The 19023-nt window shown below is 70.7% G+C and carries 23 protein-coding genes and 1 riboswitch; of the genes, 13 read left to right on the forward strand and 10 right to left on the reverse strand.

Going from position 1 to position 19023, the window contains the following annotated elements:
- Nucleotides 1–126 precede the first annotated feature (126 nt).
- Both OG905_RS34555 and OG905_RS34560 read left to right on the forward strand, forming a co-directional pair.
- Entirely contained in the window at nt 127–381 is a 255-nt protein-coding gene (locus OG905_RS34555; protein WP_328680536.1) for an antitoxin, read from the forward strand.
- A 34-nt stretch (nt 382–415) separates the two neighbouring features.
- Nucleotides 416–787 carry a fic family toxin-antitoxin system, toxin component gene (locus OG905_RS34560; RefSeq protein ID WP_328680537.1) on the forward strand — a complete coding sequence of 124 codons (372 nt, stop codon included), beginning with the start codon at nt 416–418 and terminating at the stop codon, nt 785–787.
- Here OG905_RS34560 and OG905_RS34565 read toward each other — a convergent pair whose 3' ends face one another.
- The 5 genes from OG905_RS34565 to bioB all read right to left on the reverse strand — a co-directional run bounded on the left by OG905_RS34565 (nt 788) and on the right by bioB (nt 5344).
- Nucleotides 788–1474, reverse strand: a complete 687-nt coding sequence (locus OG905_RS34565) for a class I SAM-dependent methyltransferase (RefSeq protein WP_328680538.1) — start codon at nt 1472–1474, stop codon at nt 788–790.
- 50 nt (nt 1475–1524) lie between these two features.
- Nucleotides 1525–1863: a VOC family protein gene (locus tag OG905_RS34570; RefSeq protein ID WP_328680539.1), complete on the reverse strand. Its 339-nt coding sequence runs from the start codon at nt 1861–1863 to the stop codon at nt 1525–1527.
- A 5-nt stretch (nt 1864–1868) separates the two neighbouring features.
- Nucleotides 1869–2582 (reverse strand): dethiobiotin synthase, encoded by a 714-nt coding sequence (gene bioD, locus OG905_RS34575; protein WP_328680540.1) that lies wholly within the window; start codon nt 2580–2582, stop codon nt 1869–1871.
- A 292-nt stretch (nt 2583–2874) separates the two neighbouring features.
- On the reverse strand, nt 2875–4170 hold the full coding sequence (locus OG905_RS34580; RefSeq protein WP_328680542.1) for an adenosylmethionine--8-amino-7-oxononanoate transaminase: 1296 nt from the start codon (nt 4168–4170) through the stop codon (nt 2875–2877).
- Nucleotides 4163–5344 carry a biotin synthase BioB gene (gene bioB / locus OG905_RS34585; RefSeq protein WP_328680544.1) on the reverse strand — a complete coding sequence of 394 codons (1182 nt, stop codon included), beginning with the start codon at nt 5342–5344 and terminating at the stop codon, nt 4163–4165. Before bioB ends, OG905_RS34580 begins: the two co-directional genes overlap by 8 nt.
- A 145-nt stretch (nt 5345–5489) precedes the next feature.
- Between bioB and OG905_RS34590 the strand changes: the two genes are divergently transcribed.
- Nucleotides 5490–6635 carry an 8-amino-7-oxononanoate synthase gene (locus tag OG905_RS34590; RefSeq protein WP_328680546.1) on the forward strand — a complete coding sequence of 382 codons (1146 nt, stop codon included), beginning with the start codon at nt 5490–5492 and terminating at the stop codon, nt 6633–6635.
- A 224-nt stretch (nt 6636–6859) separates the two neighbouring features.
- A complete protein-coding gene (locus tag OG905_RS34595; protein ID WP_328680548.1) occupies nt 6860–7291 on the forward strand; it encodes an ATP-binding protein in 432 nt (143 codons plus the stop codon).
- Nucleotides 7292–7348: 57 nt separating this feature from the next.
- On the opposite strand, the gene OG905_RS34600 is transcribed toward OG905_RS34595, so the two are convergent.
- Nucleotides 7349–8254: a LysR family transcriptional regulator gene (locus OG905_RS34600; RefSeq protein WP_328680550.1), complete on the reverse strand. Its 906-nt coding sequence runs from the start codon at nt 8252–8254 to the stop codon at nt 7349–7351.
- A gap of 82 nt (nt 8255–8336) precedes the next feature.
- On the opposite strand from OG905_RS34600, the gene OG905_RS34605 reads away from it, so the two are divergent.
- The gene (locus tag OG905_RS34605) at nt 8337–8966 is read left to right on the forward strand and encodes a LysE family translocator (RefSeq protein ID WP_328680552.1); all 630 of its coding nucleotides are present in this window, start codon (nt 8337–8339) and stop codon (nt 8964–8966) included.
- A gap of 78 nt (nt 8967–9044) precedes the next feature.
- On the opposite strand, the gene OG905_RS34610 is transcribed toward OG905_RS34605, so the two are convergent.
- The 3 genes from OG905_RS34610 to OG905_RS34620 all read right to left on the reverse strand — a co-directional run bounded on the left by OG905_RS34610 (nt 9045) and on the right by OG905_RS34620 (nt 10974).
- The gene (locus OG905_RS34610) at nt 9045–9521 is read right to left on the reverse strand and encodes a C40 family peptidase (protein WP_328680554.1); all 477 of its coding nucleotides are present in this window, start codon (nt 9519–9521) and stop codon (nt 9045–9047) included.
- 3 nt (nt 9522–9524) lie between these two features.
- Nucleotides 9525–9688, reverse strand: a riboswitch (cyclic di-AMP (ydaO/yuaA leader).
- Nucleotides 9689–10022: 334 nt separating this feature from the next.
- A complete protein-coding gene (locus OG905_RS34615) occupies nt 10023–10331 on the reverse strand; it encodes a hypothetical protein (protein ID WP_328680556.1) in 309 nt (102 codons plus the stop codon).
- 7 nt (nt 10332–10338) lie between these two features.
- Entirely contained in the window at nt 10339–10974 is a 636-nt protein-coding gene (locus OG905_RS34620; RefSeq protein WP_328680558.1) for a ClpP family protease, read from the reverse strand.
- 71 nt (nt 10975–11045) lie between these two features.
- Here OG905_RS34620 and OG905_RS34625 point away from each other — a divergent pair, with 71 nt between their 5' ends.
- From OG905_RS34625 to OG905_RS34660, 8 genes are all read left to right on the forward strand, one after another.
- On the forward strand, nt 11046–11327 hold the full coding sequence (locus OG905_RS34625) for a type II toxin-antitoxin system Phd/YefM family antitoxin (protein WP_328680559.1): 282 nt from the start codon (nt 11046–11048) through the stop codon (nt 11325–11327).
- A 319-nt stretch (nt 11328–11646) separates the two neighbouring features.
- Nucleotides 11647–11949, forward strand: a complete 303-nt coding sequence (locus OG905_RS34630) for an urease subunit gamma (protein WP_266488229.1) — start codon at nt 11647–11649, stop codon at nt 11947–11949.
- A 13-nt stretch (nt 11950–11962) separates the two neighbouring features.
- Nucleotides 11963–12274, forward strand: a complete 312-nt coding sequence (locus OG905_RS34635; RefSeq protein WP_328680565.1) for an urease subunit beta — start codon at nt 11963–11965, stop codon at nt 12272–12274.
- Nucleotides 12267–13988 (forward strand): urease subunit alpha, encoded by a 1722-nt coding sequence (locus tag OG905_RS34640; RefSeq protein ID WP_328680567.1) that lies wholly within the window; start codon nt 12267–12269, stop codon nt 13986–13988. Before OG905_RS34635 ends, OG905_RS34640 begins: the two co-directional genes overlap by 8 nt.
- A 9-nt stretch (nt 13989–13997) precedes the next feature.
- Nucleotides 13998–14660 carry an urease accessory protein UreF gene (locus OG905_RS34645; protein ID WP_328680569.1) on the forward strand — a complete coding sequence of 221 codons (663 nt, stop codon included), beginning with the start codon at nt 13998–14000 and terminating at the stop codon, nt 14658–14660.
- Between the two features lie 19 nt (nt 14661–14679).
- Complete coding sequence (gene ureG, locus OG905_RS34650; protein ID WP_328680571.1) at nt 14680–15357, forward strand: urease accessory protein UreG; 678 nt, start codon at nt 14680–14682, stop codon at nt 15355–15357.
- Nucleotides 15354–16094 (forward strand): urease accessory protein UreD, encoded by a 741-nt coding sequence (locus tag OG905_RS34655; RefSeq protein ID WP_328680573.1) that lies wholly within the window; start codon nt 15354–15356, stop codon nt 16092–16094. Before ureG ends, OG905_RS34655 begins: the two co-directional genes overlap by 4 nt.
- Before the next feature lie 149 nt (nt 16095–16243).
- Entirely contained in the window at nt 16244–17821 is a 1578-nt protein-coding gene (locus OG905_RS34660) for an alpha/beta hydrolase (protein WP_328680575.1), read from the forward strand.
- Between the two features lie 118 nt (nt 17822–17939).
- Here OG905_RS34660 and OG905_RS34665 read toward each other — a convergent pair whose 3' ends face one another.
- Nucleotides 17940–18998 (reverse strand): NAD-dependent epimerase/dehydratase family protein, encoded by a 1059-nt coding sequence (locus OG905_RS34665; protein WP_328680577.1) that lies wholly within the window; start codon nt 18996–18998, stop codon nt 17940–17942.
- Nucleotides 18999–19023 lie beyond the last annotated feature (25 nt).

The following is a 19023-nucleotide window of genomic DNA, read 5'->3' on the forward strand; positions in this document are numbered from 1 at the left end:
AGGAGGCGAGGGTAGAGCGCGCACGGGCGAGTCGGCATCCATCCTAGGTCCGGTCCTCGGGGTGGATGTAAGGGACACGCGACGGCTCTCTTGTCGATGCTAGCGTCGGCGCGCTAGCTTGATGGCGTGGCGAAGACTCAGCTGAACGTGAGAGTGGACGAGACGACCGCGGAGGCCGCGCGCCGGCGGGCGATGCAGCGCGGGATGAGTGTGAACCGCTATATCGAGGAACTCGTCAAGCAGGACGCGGGCGAGGTGGGACGCACCTTCGTCGAGGCGGCGTCGGACTTCATGAAGCAGTACGAGTCCGTGTTCGCCGAGGAGTTCGGCACGGAGCACGGCACCGGGCACGGCAAGGAACAGGGCAAGGGCCGGCGGTGAACCGGACGACGACGCCGAAGCGGCCGCGTACCGTATGAGCCTCTCGATCGACCTCGCCTGGCTGCTCATGGTCGCCGAGCACAAGACCCCCGGCGACCCCCAGGTCACCGACTGGGGCGCGCTCGTCGCCGCCGTCAGCCGCCACGAGGCGGAGATATTCGGCATCCCCGTCTACAGCGATCCGCACGCCCGTGCCGCCTCCCTGCTTCAGCTGCTCCTCCATGTACCGGCGCTGGAGCACTCCAACGCGATGTTCGCCTCCGCCGTCGCCTACGGCTATCTCGTCGCCTGCGGACTGAAGGTCGCCACATCACCCGTCCAGGTACGGGATCTGGCACGGCTGGTCAAGGAGGGCAAGGCCGACCTGCGGACCATCGCCGACGAGCTGCGGCAGTGGACCCACTGATCACCCGTGCGGGTCGCTGACGAACGGACGTCGCGCCACGCCCAGCACACACGACGACGACGGCAGCCGCAGGCCCCGTTCGGGGATCTGCAGCCTGCGGTACATACCGAGTTCGAAGCCCGCCGCCTCGATCGCGGCGATCGTGTCCCGCGCGGTGTGACACCCGCCGAACAGCAGCGGCCAGACGGTGCGGTCCAGCGCGCGCTGCGTTCTGGCCATGCCCTTCGTCTCGGCCAGGCCGTGCTCGAAGAACCGCAGCTCTCCGCCCGGCCGCAGGACCCGCTTGATCTCGCCGAGTGCGCGCGGCAGATCCCGTACGGAACACAGCACCAGCGATGCCACGGCCGCGTCGAAAGCCTCGCTCTTGACCGGCAGCGCCTCGGCCGCACCCGGCACCACGTCCACCGGGACCTCGGAGCGCCGGGCTGCCTGCGTCGCCAAGTGCCGCAGCCTGCGCTCGGGTTCCAGTGCCACGACCTCGGAGACGGCCGCCGGGTAGTGCGCAAAGTTCAGACCGTTGCCCGCGCCGATCTCGATGACCCGGCCGGAGAGACCGGACAGCAGCTCCTCGCGGAAGGCCACGATCCCCGCGCTCTTGTCGGCCGCCACGCTGAACCTGGCGTAGAAACGGGCGAAGAGAGGATGGTGAACTGCGTCCTGTGGCACTTTGGAGCTGCTCCGGGGCATGGCGGGCCTCCTCGGGACGGCGGTTGCACTCACCGCCATTGTCCCCCCGGTCAGACGAAGCAGAACTCGTTGCCCTCGGGATCCCTCAGCACCTGGAAGCGGCCGTACTCGTCGGTGATGGCCGGTCCCAGCCGTACGGCGCCGAGCGCGACCGCCTCGTCGGCGGCCGCGTCGACATCGCCCGCGTCGAGATCGAGATGGAGCCGGTTCTTGGCCGACTTGCCCTCCGGCACGCGCTGGAAGGCGACGCGTACGAAGCCGGGCGGATCGATGTACGACCAGTCCTCGCTCCGGTCGACCGGGTCGCCGCCGAGCAGGGCGGCCCAGAAACGCACCAGGCCGGCGGGGTCGTGGCAGTCGAAGACGATCTCCTCGATACGGGCTCGCATGCGGATCAGCGTACGGCCGCGGTGAACGCCTCCGCGTCCCACACGCCGCCGAGCCGTGGCGCGAGCCAACTCCCCGCGCGGGCACGGAACTCGGCGGGCGCCAGCGCGCCCGCTCCCTGAGGCACGGCCCCGAGCAGCGGCGCCCCGGCGGCCTCGGGCAGGTCCGTGAGATTGCACCGCTCGGCCAGCTCCGGCTCGTCGGGCCAGCTCCCGACGACCACACCCAGCTGCTCCAACTCCCGTGCGCGCAGGGCCTCCGCGGTCAGTGCGGTCGAGTTGAGGGTGCCGAGCCCGGCCGCCACGACGACGAGCACGGGCGCGGCCAGCAGCCGGGCGACATCGGCGAGGGTCGCCCCGTCCTCGTCGAGACGCACAAGGAGGCCGCCGGCCCCCTCGACGAGTACGAGGTCATGCTCGGCGGCGAGCTTCTCCACGGCCTCGACCACGTCCGCGGGCCGCACGGCCGCCATCTGGGCCCGCCGCGCGGCGGTGGCGGGAGCGAGCGGCTCGGGAAACCGCGCAAGCTCGACCCCGACCACGTCTCCGCCGAGCCGGACCACCTCCGCGACATCGCCGTCTTCCCCGACGGCAATCCCGGTCTGCGCGGGCTTCACCACGGCGACGGACCGACCGTGCGCCCGAAACGCCGCGGCGACGGCGGCGGTGACGACGGTCTTCCCGACCTCGGTCCCGGTCCCGGTGACGACGATGACTGCCATGGCTGTGCGCTGCCTCTCTGTTTCGGTTGTACGGCGGGGCCCCGACCCCGGCCTGCGCCGCGTGCCAGTCTGCCCGCGCCGCCTTGTGTCGCGAGCCAGGCGCTCCGTGACGCCTCCCGGCGCCACGCCGCGAGCCAGGAGCGCGCGCCGTGCCGCGCGGCGCGAAGCCATCACTCCGCGCCGGGTTCCGGCGCCCCGCCGCCTGTGCGCCCCGCGAAGATGCCGAAGCGAACCCCGCCGCGAGTGCGCGTCCGCGCTGCGAAGCCGGCGCGCCCGGGCGTGGGCGTCAGCCTCAGCCCGCGGCCGCCGCCGCGAGCACCGCACCGCACACGCGCCCGAGGTCCTCGTCGCCCGTCACATACGGCGGCATCGTGTAGATGAGATCCCGGAACGGCCTCAGCCAGACCCCCTCCCGCACCGCGGCTTCAGTCGCCGCCGCCATGTTCACCTCGTGGTCCAGCTGCACGACGCCGATCCCGCCCAGCACGCGGACATCCCGTACACCGGGCAGCCCTGCCGCCGCCGCGAGGCCGTCCCGCAGGCCCGCCTCCAGGCGTTTGATCTCCTGCTGCCAGTCCTGCGCGAGCAGCAGATCGATCGAGGCGCACGCCACCGCAGACGCCAGCGGATTGCCCATGAACGTCGGGCCGTGCGCCAGCACGGGCACCTCGCCGCGCGAGATGCCCTCGGCCACCCGTGTCGTACACAGCGTCGCCGCCATCGACAGGTAGCCGCCGGTCAGCGCCTTGCCCAGGCACATCACATCGGGCGAGACCCCGGCCTGCTCGGCGGCGAACAGACTGCCCGTACGGCCGAATCCCGTCGCGATCTCGTCGAAGACCAGCAGCACCCCGTGCTCGTCGCACGCCTCCCGCAGCACCCGCAGATACGAGGGCGAGTGGAACCGCATCCCACCCGCACCCTGCACCACCGGCTCCACGATCACCGCGGCCAGCTCGTCCGCGTGCCGCGCGACGGCCTCGCGCAGCTGCTGCGCGTACGACTCCTCGAACTCCGCCGGCGGCGCACCCACGAAGATCTGCCGCGGCAGCACCCCCGACCACAGCTCGTGCATCCCGCCCTCGGGGTCGCACACCGACATCGGCTGCCAGGTGTCCCCGTGGTAACCGCCGCGCCAGGTCAGCAGCCGCTGCTTCTGCGGCCGCCCCACCGAGCGCCAGTACTGCAGGCACATCTTCACCGCGACCTCGACCGAAACCGAGCCCGAGTCGCACAGGAAGACGTGCCGCAGCGGCTCGGGCGTGATCTCGACCAGCTTCGCGGCCAGCCGGACGGCGGGCTCGTGGGTGAGCCCGCCGAACATCACATGGCTCATCCGCCCCAGCTGGTCGTGCACGGCCTTGTTGAGGACCGGGTGGTTGTAGCCGTGGATCGCCGACCACCAGGACGACATGCCGTCGATCAACTCGCGCTGTCCGTGGACCGGTTCGGCGAGCCGCAACCGTACTCCGGACGCGGACTCCACGATCAGCGGATCCGTACGGCCCGGCATCGGGCCGTACGGATGCCAGACGTGTGCCCGGTCCAGGTCGAGCAGCTCGCCGGGGCTGTACCCGGACTCAGGCATTGGGCGCGAGATCCGTGCCCGCTCCACGGCGGCGTACGGCCACCAGATCCGTGCGCGCCGCGGGAACCTCGGCGACGGGCGCCTCGGCCGCGGCGGGCTCGCCGTCACCGCACGGTCCGCAGCCGCCGGAGCCGGAGTGGGAACCGCAGCCGCCCCCGGCCAAGGCGTCCGCACGGTGCTCCGGCAGCGTCGTCGTGTCCGTGCCCTCCACCTCGAAGCCCGCGTCCGCGATCATGTCGAGGTCGGCCTTGCCCGCCTGGCCCTCGCTGGTCAGGTAGTCGCCGAGGAAGATCGAGTTGGCCAGGTTCAGCGCGAGCGGCTGCATCGAGCGCAGATGCACCTCGCGGCCGCCCGCGATCCTTACCTCCACGTCGGGGCAGACGAACCGCACCATGGCAAGAATCCGCAGGCAGCGCTGAGGGGTGAGGTTCCACTCCTTCGCCAGCGGGGTGCCCTCGAAGGGGATCAGGAAGTTGACCGGCACCGAGTCCGGGTCGAGCTCGCGCAGCGCGAAGACGACATCGACCAGGTCCTCGTCGCTCTCGCCCATGCCCGCGATCAGCCCGGAGCAGGCGGAGAGCCCGGCGGCCTGCGCCTGATGCACGGTGTCCACGCGGTCGGCGTAGGTGTGCGTGGTCGTGATGTCCCCGTATGTCCCCTCGGACGTATTGAGGTTGTGGTTGTACGCGTCGGCGCCGGAGGCCCGCAGCCGCTCTGCCTGTCCGCCCGAGAGCAGTCCGAGACAGGCGCAGACCTCGACGCCCTCGTTCTGCTCCTTGATCGCCTCGATGGTCTTCGAGACCCGGTCGACATCCCGGTCCGTCGGACCGCGGCCGCTGGCCACCAGGCAGACCCGCTTGGCGCCCCCCGCGACACCGGCGGCCGCCGCCTGCGAGGCCTCGTCCGGCTTCAGCCAGGTGTACTTGAGGATCTCGGCCTTGGAGCCGAGCCGCTGCGAGCAGTACGAGCAGTCCTCGGGGCAGAGCCCCGACTTCAGGTTGACGAGATAGTTCAGCTTCACCCGTCGCCCGAACCACTGGCGGCGCACCTTGCCGGCCGCGGCCACCACTTCGAGCACATCGTCGTCGGAGGTCGCCAGCACGGCGAGCGCTTCTTCACGGGTCGGCAGCTCGCGCCGCAGCCCCTTGTCCACCAGCGTGGTCAGCAGGTCCATGGCGCTGATCCTTACGTACGGCATGCGCCAGGGCCAAGGAGGAACTCCACAACAGAGCATGTTTGAGGTGTGTGCATGGCCACATCCGCTCCTCTAGTGACCCCGGTTAGGGTCTGTGCGCTGCCTACAAAAGGACCGGACCACCATGCACCAGGATCCTTTCGCCTGGATCGACGACGAGTCGCGCCGCCGCGAGCGCGCGGGTCTCGTCCGTACGCTCCGGCCGCGCACTGCCGAGTCCGAGCTGCTGGATCTCGCCAGCAACGACTATCTGGGCCTCACCCGGCACCCGGAGATCACCGGCGCCGCGGCCGAGGCGGCCGGCCGCTGGGGCGCGGGGGCGACCGGCTCCCGGCTCGTCACGGGCAGTACGGCCCTCCACGCCGATCTTGAGCGGGAGCTGGCCGCCTTCTGCGGCTTCGAGGCGGCCCTGGTGTTCTCTTCGGGCTATGCCGCCAACCTCGCCGCCGTGACCGCGCTGAGCGGCCTCGGCTCGCTGATCGTCTCCGACGCGGGCAACCACGCCTCGATCGTCGACGGCTGTCGGCTCTCGCGCGCGGAGACCGCGGTCGTCCCCCACGCGGACGTCGACGCCGTACGCAAGACGCTTGAGGCGCATCCGGGGCAGCGGGCACTCGTGGTCAGCGACGCGGTCTTCTCGGTGGACGGCGACGCCGCACCGTTGGCCGGCCTGGCGGAGGCCTGCGGTGAGTACGGAGCTGCCCTGCTCGTCGATGATGCGCACGGGCTCGGCGTACTGGGCGAGGGAGGCCGGGGGGCCCTGAGCGCCGCGGGCATCGCGGGCGCCGACGGCGTCGTCGCAACCCTCACTCTCTCCAAGTCCCTGGGCAGTCAGGGCGGAGCGGTCCTCGGCCCGGCCCGGGTGATCGACCATCTGGTCAACGCGGCCCGTACGTTCATCTTCGACACCGGCCTGGCTCCCGCGGCAGCGGGAGCGGCCCTGGCGAGCCTGCGGCTGCTGCGCCGCGAACCGGCGCTGGCGGACCGGGCCCGCACCGTCGCCGCGATGCTGCACCGGCGGCTCACGGACGCGGGACTCACCGCCGCACGCCCCGACGCCGCTGTCGTCTCCGTACAGGCTCCGTCGCCCGAGGCGGCTCTGCGCTGGGCCGCGGACTGCCGTGCCGCTGGGCTTGTGGTCGGCTGCTTCCGCCCTCCGTCGGTGCCGGACGGTATCTCCAGGCTCCGGCTCACGGCGCGGGCAGACCTGACGGATCAGCAGATCGAGCAGGCCACGAAGACCATCATCGAGGTCGCGCCGGCGGCTTGACTGAGTCCCGCCTCCGCCCGCGGTCAACGTGAGATTGTGCGCCCAAATACGGTCTCGCGTAGCAGAGTTCACCGCTTTGAGCGACAGGTATCTGCATATCTTGGTGGATCGCCACCTGGGGCAGCACGTGAGGTGGCACTCTGGCGCGAAGCACAATCCGCGGCCGTCCTTGCAATTCCGCTACGAGTCGGAGCGCGGCCACGGTGGGAAAGGGACAGCTCGCCATGGCAGACCATCAGGAAGCCTCCGTAACCCTGCCGAGCGATCCCGCCTCGGTCTCCGCCGCCCGGAGATACGCCGCACATGTTGTCTCCGAGTGGGGGCTGCCCGTCGAGACCGAAGCCGTCGACACCGTCAGGCTGATCGTCTCCGAACTGGCCACGAACGCCGTCCAGCACACCTTCGGCCAGTCGCCGACATTCACCGTGGACCTGCGTCTCGAGCGCGACGAGGAACTGCGCATCGGCGTCACCGACAGTCATCCCCGCTGGCCGCAGCGGCTGCCGGCGGCGGTCCGGCAGGACAACGGCCGCGGCATGGTCATCATTCGCAGCCTCACCGCGGAGTGCGGCGGGCAGCTCTCGGTCACACCGACCCCCGAGGGCGGCAAGACGGTCTGGATCGCCCTTCCGTGGACGGCCCCCGTCCAGAACTGACGTCGGCCGGAAGGCCTCGGCCCGACGGCACCTGCCCCCGCCGGTCCGCCCCGCACTTCACGCGCGGCCGAACGCGCCACGTAGCAGTGCCCGAAGGGACTCCGCTGCCGGGCCCGACTCCTCGCCCCGGTGCGCCACCGAGATCGTCCGCCGGAAGTCCGCCGGGTCCAACTGCCGTACGCCGAGCGGCGTCGCCGACATCGCCGCGACCATCTCCGGCACCACCGCGACCCCGATCCCCGCGCTGACCAGTGCGCAGACCAGCGCGTAGCCCGGCGACTCGCACACCACCGCAGGGGTCGCCCCGGCCCGGGCGAGCGCGGTCTCGACCCCCCTGCGCGGTGGATGCGAGGGCGCGCTGCTGATCAGAGGCTGTCCGGCGAGATCGGCCACCGGCAGCCGCCCCGAGCCACCCGCGAGCGCATGGCCGGGCGCCGTCACCAGGACCAACTCCTCCACCAGCAGCGGCTCCAGGACCACACCGGCGGGCGGCGGCGCCGGTTCCGCCGGTTCGTACGTGTGCGTCAGCGCAAGATCCACCTCGCCGGCCGCCACCGCCAGGACCCCGCCCGGCGGCTCGTACTCGGCGACGGTCAGTTCCACATCCGGATGCGCCCGGCGGAACGAGCTCAGCACCGGCGGCAGCAGATGGACGCCCACCGTGGTGAAGGTCCCCACCCGCAGCCGCCCGCCGGACAGCCCCGACAGCCGCGCCAGCTCGTGCCGCGCCCGGTCCATCTCGTCCAGCACCCGGCGGGCCCGCGCCGCCAGCAGCTCGCCCGCGGCGGTCAGCCGCGCACCGCGATGGCTCCGCACCAGCAGGGCCGCCCCCGCCTCGCGCTCCAGCTTGGCCAGCTGCTGGGAGAGCGCGGGCGCGGTGTAGCCCAGACGGGCGGCGGCCCGGGTGATCGAACCGGCCTCGGCGACCGCCACGAGCGCCGCCAGCCGTGTCGGGTCGTACATGCCACCCCTTAAGCATCTCTTTAGGCAGACCCAGAAGATTACAAGTACACGTTAAGGCCATGGCCGGTCCACGATGGTGGCCATGGACGCACAACTGGTCGCCTTCATCGGGGTCGCCGCGGGCATGGTGGCCATGCCGGGCGCTGACTTCACCGTCGTCGTACGCAATGCGCTCGCCTCCCGGCGCGCGGGCGTGGCCTGCGCGATCGGCGTCGCCGGGGGACTGCTCGTGCACACCGCGCTGGCGGTCGCCGGACTCGCGGCCGTCCTGGTCGCCGTGCCGGTGCTGTTCCGCACGCTGCAGATTCTGGGCGGTGCCTATGTGCTCTACCTGGGCGTACGGGCCGTACGCTCCGCCCTGCGCCCGGCGCTCGCGGTGGAGGATCCGCAGGGCCCGGCCGCGCAGGGCATACGCCGCAGCCTGCGCCAGGGCTTCCTCACGAACGTCCTCAACCCGAAGGCTCCCGTCCTCTTCCTCAGCCTGCTCCCGCAGTTCGTTCCGGACGGTGCAGCGGTCCTGCCGCGCACTCTGCTGCTCGCGTCGATCGTGGTCGCTGTGGCTCTGGTCTGGTTCCCGGCGGTTGCCCTGCTCGTGGACCGCCTCGGGACGTGGCTGCGCAGGCCGCGCACCACGCGGGCCGTCGAAGGCGTCACCGGCGGAGCGCTCACGGCTCTCGGAGTGACCCTGCTCGCCGAACCGCTGGCGCACTGAACTGGCGCGCCGGAGGGGGCCCGCGCACCGATCGCCACGGCGAAACGCGGCGATCGGCGCGCCATGAGCCACCGGCCGTCAGCGCACCCGGCCGTACCAGACGCTCTTGGTCCAGATCTTCTCCAGCTTCACCCAGGAGCCGGTCTTCGGCGAGTGCCAGATCCTGCCGCGGCCGGCGTAGATGCCCACGTGGTAGACGCTGCTGCCGTAGTGGAAGAACACCAGGTCTCCCTGCTGCCGGGAGGAGGCCGGGATGCGACGGGTCCTGTTGAACTGCTGCTGGGCGGTACGCGGGAGCTTCTTGCCCGCCTTCTTGTACGAGTAGAGCGTCAGCCCTGAGCAGTCGAACCGGGAGGGACCCGTGGCGCCGAACTTGTAGGGCGCACCCTTCTTCGAGGCAGCCACCTTGAGTGCCGTTCTCGCGTGGGTCGTTGCCGCGTTCGCCTCCGGAACGGCGCCCGGTGCCAGCAGTGAGCCGCCGACGGCGGCGAGGGTCAGAGCCGACACGGCGCCCGCCCTGGTCATCAAGTACGGGACATGAATCTGCGCAGTCATGCGCAACCCTTCGTCAGCCGCCTGTGAAGGATGACCTGTCGGGTTCGGACGGACGAAGATGCCCGGCCGCGGATGCGGCTTCACCCCGAGGGACCGCCGGGCGTCCGGCTGTCCCGTGCTGCTCGGGTCCTCCACTCCTGCCGATGCACTCCTGTCGACCAGACATCCGGTGCGGCGGCAGGACTCGGCGTCCGCCCGGACCGCCCCGCCGAGGTGGCGGGGGCTTGTCGTCCCAGGGATCTTGACCCACTCTGTGCCGTATTTCCGAGTTGAAACGGCCGTATGTGAGCTTTGCCACCCCTGACCTGTTCGGGTGGACAGAACGGATTTGCGGACGGGTACGTGACAGTTGAGGAGTCTCGCACCAGCACCGGAACAAGTCATTCCGCCAGATCGGTAGTCATGGTGCGCAAGTTGTCCGTAGTCGAGGAAGGGGCGTCGACTCCATCGAATGGGGGATGCACCCCGGTACCCTGATGGCGTACGGAAGCCCCTGTTTCGTCAACTCGTCGTCGCGGGCGGCATCGTCACCCGGCGCGCCCGCCGCTCGCCGTCGAGCACTCTGAGTGCTTCTGCGAGCGTCGCCGCATGCACCTCGCTCTCGCCGCGCATATGCATCAGCGTCAGGGCGTCCTTGAGCGCCTCGGCCCGTCCGACCAGCGCCTGTGCCGCGCGGAGTGCGCCATAGGTGTGCGTGCCACGGGCCGGATTGATCCGCCCCAGCAGATCGAGGACTTCGAGATAGCTGTCGACGAACTCGCACTCGGCGCGGGTCAGTGCGGGCAGTTGCGGCTGTTCGGGTGGCAGCATCCGGTGCTCACCTCGAACCGGCGGCGGAGAGCGAAGTCTTGCGGTTCTTGATCACATGATCCACCAGTCCGTATGCCCTGGCGTCCTCGGCGTCGAAGATCTTGTCGCGCTCCAGATCGGCGGCGATCCGCTCGGAGGTCTGGCCGGTGTGGCGTACGAGCATTCCGGCGAGTTGGGTCCGCAGCCGCAGCAACTCCTGTGCCTGGATCTCCAGATCGGAGGGCTGGCCCTGCAACGGCTCCTCGAACGCGGGCTGCTGAAGGACGATCCGGGCGCCGGGCAGCGCCATCCGTTTGCCGGGGGCCCCGGCGGAGAGCAGCAGCGCGGCCGTCGAGGCGGCCTGCCCCAGGCAGGTCGTCTCCACATCGCAGGTGATGACCTGCATCGTGTCGTAGATCGCGGACATGGCGCTGAGCGAGCCGCCGGGGGAGTTGATGTAGAGGGCGATGTCGAGGTCCGGTGCCGCGTACTCGAGGTGCAGGAACTGTGCGATCACATCGTTGGCGGCGGTGTCGTCGACGGCGGTGCCGAGGAAGATGATCCGCTCGTCGAGCAGCTTCGAGTACGGATCGAGAGTGCGGTGGCCCGCGCTGGTGCGCTCGGTGAACTGGGGCAGGACGTAGCGGGCGGCCGGTCGGTTCATGACGTACGTCTCCTCTCGCACGGCCATCTGTAAAAAATGTACAGGATGTACAGGCCGTTATGATGGGGAGCATGGCCTACGAGATTCCGGTGACGCAAGCCCGCGCAGAGCTCGCCGAACTGATCAACCGCGTCGTCTACGGCGGGGAGCGCGTCGTCGTGACCCGGCACGGAAAGCCGCTCGTGGCGCTGGTGTCCGCCGCTGACCTGGAACGACTCGAGCGCGATCGGGAGGCGGCCGAGGAGCAGGTGATCAGCTCGGTCTCCTCGCTCGGCTCGGCCGCATCCGCTACCGGCGAACGGGGGCGCTTCGGCCTCGCGGCCGAGCACCGGCGCCCCGACGAGCGCCGCTGACCACGCCCCGGCGCACAGAAGGGCCGCGCGCCCCGGGCGGCCGCCGCCCGTATACGACCTCCGTCCTCGTCCGTACGGGCCATTGGGCCGGTTGGAAGCCCAGAAGGTGAGCACCACCGCAGCGGGGCTCACAGCCCCTGCGCAGGCCGTGTCCGTGCGTGTCCCGGCGTGAGACCAAGATCAGTTAACGCGCCGGAAAAACTCTCCGCCTAACGTTCAACCGCTCGCCGTGAGACACCCGCGCTTTGGTCAACAGAGTGTTGACGTGGGTCAGCTTCGCGCTGCACCCGGGCGGGCCGGACGACTGTGAGGTGGACGCGTGCAACTCTCCCCGCACGAGCAGGAACGACTGCTCATCCATGTGGCCGCCGACGTGGCGGAGAAGCGCCGGGCGCGCGGGGTGCGGCTCAATCACCCCGAATCCGTCGCCCTGATCACTTCGCACATCCTCGAAGGCGCCAGGGACGGCCGCACCGTCGCCGAACTCATGGCCTCGGGCCGCAAGGTCCTCACCCGCGCCGATGTCATGGAGGGCATCCCCGAGATGATCCATGACGTCCAGGTCGAGGCGACCTTCCCGGACGGCACCAAGCTCGTCACCGTCCACGACCCGATCGTCTGAAGGGAGGCCGCCGATGATTCCCGGAGAGATCCTCTTCGCCGAGGGCCGCGTGTGCCTCAACCAGGGCCGTGAGGTCACCCGCCTCGCCGTCGTCAACGCCGCCGACCGGCCCGTCCAGGTCGGCTCCCACTACCACTTCGCGGAGGCCAACCCCGGCCTGGAATTCGACCGCGCCGCCGCGCGCGGCCTGCGGCTGAACATTGCCGCGGGCACCGCCGTGCGCTTCGAGCCCGGCATCCCCATAGACGTCGAACTCGTGCCCTTCACCGGCCGACGCGTCATCGCGGGCCTGCGCGGAGAGGTCGGAGGCGGTCTCGATGCCTGAGCTGAATCGCGCCGTCTACGCCGATCTCTTCGGCCCCACCACCGGCGACCGGATCCGGCTCGCCGACACCGACCTTCTCGTCGAGATCGAGCAGGACCGTTCCGGCGGGCCCGGACTCGCGGGCGACGAGGCCGTGTTCGGCGGCGGCAAGGTGATCCGCGAGTCGATGGGCCAGTCCCGTACGACTCGGGCCGAAGGCGCACCCGACACCGTCATCACCGGAGCGGTCGTCATCGACCACTGGGGCATCGTCAAGGCCGACATCGGCATCCGCGACGGCCGCATCACCGGCATCGGCAAGGCCGGCAACCCCGACACGATGGACGGCGTACACCCCGATCTCGTCATCGGGCCAGAGACCGAGATCATCGCGGGCAACGGCAGGATCGTGACCGCGGGCGCCATCGACGCGCACGTCCACTTCATCTCGCCGACCATCATCGACCAGGCCCTCGCGACCGGCGTCACCACGCTCGTCGGCGGCGGCACCGGACCGGCCGAGGGCACCAAGGCCACCACCATCACCCCCGGGCCCTGGCACCTTGCCCGGATGTTCGAGGCGATGGACTCCTTCCCCGTGAACATCGGCCTGCTCGGCAAGGGCAACACGATGTCCCGCGAGGCCATGCACTCCCAACTGCGCGGCGGGGCACTCGGGTTCAAGATCCATGAGGACTGGGGGGCGACCCCCGCCGTCATCGACGCCTGCTTGAGCGTGTGCGAGGACACGGGCGCCCAGCTCGCCATCCACACGGACACCCTGAACGAAGCGGGCTTCGTCCAGGACACCCTCGCCGCGATCGCGGGCCGCACCATCCACGCGTACCACACCGAGGGTGCGGGCGGCGGGCACGCACCGGACATCATCACGGTCGTAGGCGAGCCGCACATACTGCCCAGCTCCACCAACCCGACCCGGCCGCACACCGTCAACACCATCGAGGAACACCTCGACATGCTGATGGTCTGCCACCATCTCAACCCTGCCGTGCCGGAGGACCTCGCCTTCGCGGAGTCCCGGATCCGGCCCTCCACGATCGCGGCCGAGGACATCCTGCACGACCTCGGCGCCATCTCGATCATCTCCTCCGACGCGCAGGCCATGGGGCGCGTCGGCGAGGTGATCATGCGTACCTGGCAGACGGCCCATGTGATGAAGAAGCGGCGGGGAGTACTGCCCGGAGACGGCCGTGCCGACAACCACCGGGCACGTCGCTATGTCGCCAAATACACGATCAACCCCGCGGTCGCGCAGGGCCTCGACCACGAGATCGGCTCGGTCGAGACCGGCAAGCTCGCGGACCTGGTGCTCTGGGATCCGGCCTTCTTCGGCGTCAAGCCGCAGCTGGTCATCAAGGGCGGCCAGATCGCGTACGCGCAGATGGGCGACGCGAACGCCTCCATCCCGACCCCCCAGCCGGTCATGCCGCGGCCGATGTTCGGCGCGCTCGGCAAGGCGCCCGCGGCGAACTCGTTCAACTTCGTCTCCCGGGCGGCGATCGAGGACGATCTGCCCGAACGCCTCGGCCTGGGCAAGAAGTTCGTGCCGATCACCAGCACGCGCCGGGTCTCCAAGGCCGATATGCGGGAGAACGACGCGCTCCCGCATGTCGAGGTCGACGCCGACACGTTCACGGTGACGATCGACGGCGAGCCGGTCGAACCGGCCCCCGCGGCGGAGTTGCCCATGGCCCAGCGCTACTTCCTTTTCTGATGTGCCGCGATGAGTAGAGCCGCGCTGCTCGTCCTGACCGACGGTCGGTTCCCCGCCGGTGGCCACGCCCACTCCGGCGGGGCCGAACCGGCCGTCAAGGCGGGCCGGATCCGCGATGCCCGGGATCTGGAGGCCTTCTGCCGGGGGCGGCTGCACACCACCGGTCTCACCTCGGCGGGGCTCGCCGCCGCGGCTGCCCTCGGCCTCGACCCCCTCGCGCTCGACGCCGCCGCCGACGCCCGTACCCCCTCACCCGCCCTGCGGGCCACCGCCCGCAAGCTCGGCCGCCAGATGATGCGCGCCGCCCGCTCCACCTGGCCGAGTCCCGAACTGGACGCGCTCGCCGCGGCGTTCCCGCGCGGTACCCACCAGCCGATCGTCCTCGGGCTCGCCGCCCGCTCCGCCGGGCTCGCCCCCGAGGACGCCGCGCACTGCGCCGTGTACGAGTCGGTCGGCGGACCGGCCACCGCAGCCGTACGCCTCCTCAGCCTGGACCCCTTCGAGGCCACCGCCGTCCTCGCCCGCCTCGCGCCCGCCATGGACGAGGTCGCCGCACAGGCCGCACGCGCGGCGCGCGACGGTGTCGACGCGCTGCCCGCCGCGTCCGCCCCGCTGCTCGACATCACGGCGGAGGCGCACGCCGCCTGGCCCGTACGCCTCTTCGCCTCGTAAGACATCAAGGAGCCGCACTATGCATCTCGACCACTCGCACTCCGGCCCGGGGGCCGTCAGCGCCGACGCCGTACGCCCCGACGGCACCCGGCGCGCCCTGCGCATCGGCCTCGGCGGCCCCGTCGGCTCCGGCAAGACCGCAACCGTCGCCGCGCTCTGCGCAGCCATGCGCGACCAGCTGTCCATCGCCGTCGTCACCAACGACATCTACACCCGCGAGGACGCCGAATTCCTGCTCCGCAGCGCCGTACTGCCGCCCGAGCGCATTCAGGCGGTCGAGACCGGAGCCTGCCCGCACACCGCCATCCGCGACGACATCTCCGCCAACCTCGAAGCCGTCGAGGACCTGGAGGAGAGCGTCGGTCCCCTCGATCTGATCCTGGTCGAATCCGGCGGCGACAATCTCACCGCGACCTTCTCCAAGGGCCTCGTCGACGCGCAGATCTTCGTCATCGACGTCGCGGGCGGCGACGACATCCCGCGCAAGGGCGGCCCCGGCGTCACCACCGCCGATCTGCTCGTCGTGAACAAGACCGACCTCGCGCCCCATGTCGGCTCCGACCTCGGCCGGATGGCACGCGACGCCAAGGAACAGCGCGGTGAACTCCCCGTCGCCTTCACCTCGCTGAGGGGCGAGGACGGAGTGCGCCCGGTCGCCGACTGGGTGCGGGCCCAGCTGGCCGCCTGGACCGCATGAGCATCCAGGCCACCGCACGCATCGTCGCCACCCGCGACGGCCTGCCGGTACTGACGAGCGAAGGACCGCTCGCCCTGCGCCGCACGCGCGCCGTCGGCCCCGGTATCCGTGTCACCGTCGTCGGCGCGATGAGCGCGCCGCTCGGCGGCGACCGGCTGGCCATCGAGGCGGAGGCGGCCGACGGGGCACGGCTCCACGTCGACTCCGCCGCAGCGACCATCGCCCTGCCCGGCCGCATCCCCGAACAGGCCCACTACGACGTGTCGTTGACGGTCGGCGAGGACGCCGAACTGCGCTGGCTGCCGGAGCAGCTCATCTCCGTGTCCGGCAGCGATCTGCGGATGCGTACGCGCGTCGAACTGGCGGCGAGCGCACGGTTGGTGCTGCGCGAGGAACAGATCCTCGGCCGCCACGGCGAAGAGCCCGGCACCCTCGCGACCCGCCTCACCGTCCACCGCGCCGGACGTCCGCTGCTGGACCAGGAATTGGGCTACGGCCCCGGCGCCCCCGGTGGCTGGGACGGCGGCGCGGTCCTGGCCGGACACCGAGCCGTGGGCCAACTCCTCGTCGTGGACCCCGAGTTCGAGGAGAAGCCCGTCCAGCCGCGGCTGTTGGGCGAGAGCGCGGTGCTCACACCGCTTGCCGGTCCGGCCTACCTGGTCACGGTCGTCGCGCCGGACGCCCGCCAACTCCGGTCCGTACTCGACGAAGTGCTGAGCGCTGAGCTGCCCGAGTAGGGCCAACCAGGTCATTTCGGTGCACCGCTGAGCGGGACACTACTTACCGGTATTGGTTCGGTAAAGAAACACCAGTACGACCTGTTCCCGGCAGCCCCACAGACGAAAGGATCCCCCGGAGAACTCGACAACAGAAGGGGGAGTTCTACGTGAGACGCACAGCAGTGCTCGGCTCGGCCGGCACTCTGATCGCGGGCACCCTCATCACGGGCGCGATCACCGCTCCGGCAGCCAACGCCACTGGCAGCCACAGCGGTTGGTCCGAGGCACGTGGTGTTCAGGTCGCCGCGGAGCGGGCCGCGAAGAAGGGGATCGACTGGGCGGACTGCCCCGCGGACTGGGGATTTGCCAAGCCCATCCAGTGCGGATGGGTGAGCGTGCCGCTCGACTACGCACGCCCCAACGGCAAGCAGATCAAGATTGCCGTCGACCGAATAGGCAACACCGGCACCAAGGCTGAGCGCCAGGGAGCCCTGATCTACAACCCGGGCGGCCCCGGCGGCTCGGGCATGCGCTTCCCGACCCGGGTCACGAACAAGAACCCGCTCTGGGTCAACGCATCGAAGGCGTACGACTTCGTCGGCTTCGACCCTCGGGGTGTGGGCCACTCGGCCCCCATCTCCTGTGTGGACCCGCAGGAGTTCGTGAAGGCGCCGAAGGCCGACCCGGTGCCCGACAGCGAGGCCGACAAGCGCGCCCAGCGCAAGCTCGCCGCGGAGTACGCGGACGGGTGCGCCGAGCGCAGCGGCTGGATGCTGCCGCACATGACCACGCCGAACACCGCGCGCGACCTGGACGTCGTCCGGGCCGCCCTCGGTGAGAAGAAGCTCAACTTCCTGGGCGTCTCCTACGGCACCTACATCGGCGCGGTCTATGCGACGCTCTTCCCGGGCCATGTGCGCCGGATGATCGTCGACAGCGTCGTCAACCCCTCGCGGGAGAAGATCTGGTACGAGGCCAACCTCGACCAGGACGTCGCCTTCCAGATGCGCTGGAACGACTGGAAGGCCTGGGTCGCCAAGAACGACGCGACCTTCCACATCGGGGACACCCCCGAGAAGGTCGAGCAGCAGTGGCTGAAGCTGCGGGCCACCGCCAAGAAGAGCCCCCTCGGCGGGGTCGTCGGACCGGCGGAGCTCATCAGCTTCTTCCAGAGCGCGCCGTACTACGACTCCTCCTGGGTGCCCGTCGCCCAGACCTGGAGCAAGTACCTCGCGGGTGACACCCAGGCACTGGTCGACGCCGCGGCGCCCGACCTGTCCGACACCAAGGGCAACATCGCCTCGGAGAACGGCAACGCCGTCTACACGGCCGTCGAGTGCGCGGACGCCAAGTGGCCGACCAGCTGGAAGAAGTGGGACCGGGACAACACCCGGCTCCACAAGGACTACCCGTTCATGACGTGGGCCAACGCCTGGATGAACCTTCCGTGCGCCACGTGGTCGTCCAAGCAGCAGAACCCGCTGTACGTGAAGACGGGCAAGGGTCTGCCGCCGGTGCTCATCGTGCAGTCGACGCGTGACGCCGCCACTCCCTTCGATGGCGCCGTCGAGCTGCACAAGCGGCTCAAGGGCTCGCGTCTGATCATCGAGAAGGACGCCGGTTCGCACGGTGTGACCGGTCTGGTCAACCCGTGCATCAACCAGCGGGTGGACGCCTACCTGGTCAGCGGCACGCTGGACAGCAGCGACGTGACGTGCACCCCGCACGCCACGCCGAAGCCGTAGGACACAGCCGATACGGGGGAGGGGCGGCCGGTTCCGGCCGCCCCTCCTTTCGTATGTCGCGCCGCAGCAAGCTCGTCCAGCAGGGCGATCAAACTGCCCAAGGCGTCGTGCTACGCGCTCAGTTCGCTCCCCAGCCGTGTTCCTTGAGCCACGCGTCCTCCTCCGCATACCCGAAGAGGTCGCCGTTCGGAGCGTACTGCGCGGCCATCTTCGGGAAGGCGTCCGTCCATTCCCTGCCGCTCAGCTGCCCGGCGAGCCACTCGACGGTGGCGGGCAGGGAGTCTTCGTAGCTCGTCACGGCCCGGTAGCCCAGCTCGCGTTCGGGTGCCGTCATGTCGTACACGACCGAATGCTCGGCCGTCCAGGGCGTCTCGCCGACCGAGCCGCTGGGCGGGCCGCCCTCCAGCAGTACGCTCTCGCTCCGGTGGCCGAGCACCCGGTCGATCGCCGCGCCGATCTCGGCGACCGTCGGCGCCTCGGGATCACCGGCGTTGAGCACCCGCGAGCCAGGCGTCCGGGCCGCGAGCCGGATCAGCTCGGCGAGATTGGCGACATGCACCGGATGGAACCGGCTGCGGCCGCCGTACGCCAGCACCCGCACCGGGCGGCCGTCCAGTGCCCGCTTCACGAAGTACAGCTCACGCGGGGTGCGGCAGTACGGTCCATGGATCGCGCCCGCGCGCAGCAGCGTCGTCGGCAGAGCCGCGCCCGCCGCCAGCAACTCCTGTTCCAGGGCCACCTTGCGGGTGCTGTAACTCGCCTCCCCGGGCTGGACGGTGAGCTGGGTCTCCGGGATCGGCACCGGGTAGCGGGGAAAGCCTCCCGGCTCGCCCTGGGTGTCGAAGCTGCGTCCCTCGTCGTCCGCGTACACCGCGCCACTGGAGATCACGACCGCCGAACCGATCCGGTCCGCGAGCCCCTTCAACTGCCGTGCGTGGCCGCTCCCGTAGGCGACCATGTCCACCAGCACGTCGCAGCCGTCGCCGAGCGCCGCGGCCAGCGCCGCGTCGTCCTCCCGGTCGGCACGCACCGCGCGCACCCGCTCCGGCCAGCTCTCGTCCCGGCCGCCGCCGCGCGAGAGCGCCCGCACCTCCCAGCCGTCCGCGGCAAGCGCGCGCACCGCTGCCCGCCCCACCTGTCCTGTCGCTCCCAGCACAACCGCGCTTCCCATGGTCATACGAGGCACGCTAGGCGCGGGGCGG

Source organism: Streptomyces sp. NBC_00322 (assembly GCF_036147535.1).
Taxonomy (GTDB): domain Bacteria; phylum Actinomycetota; class Actinomycetes; order Streptomycetales; family Streptomycetaceae; genus Streptomyces.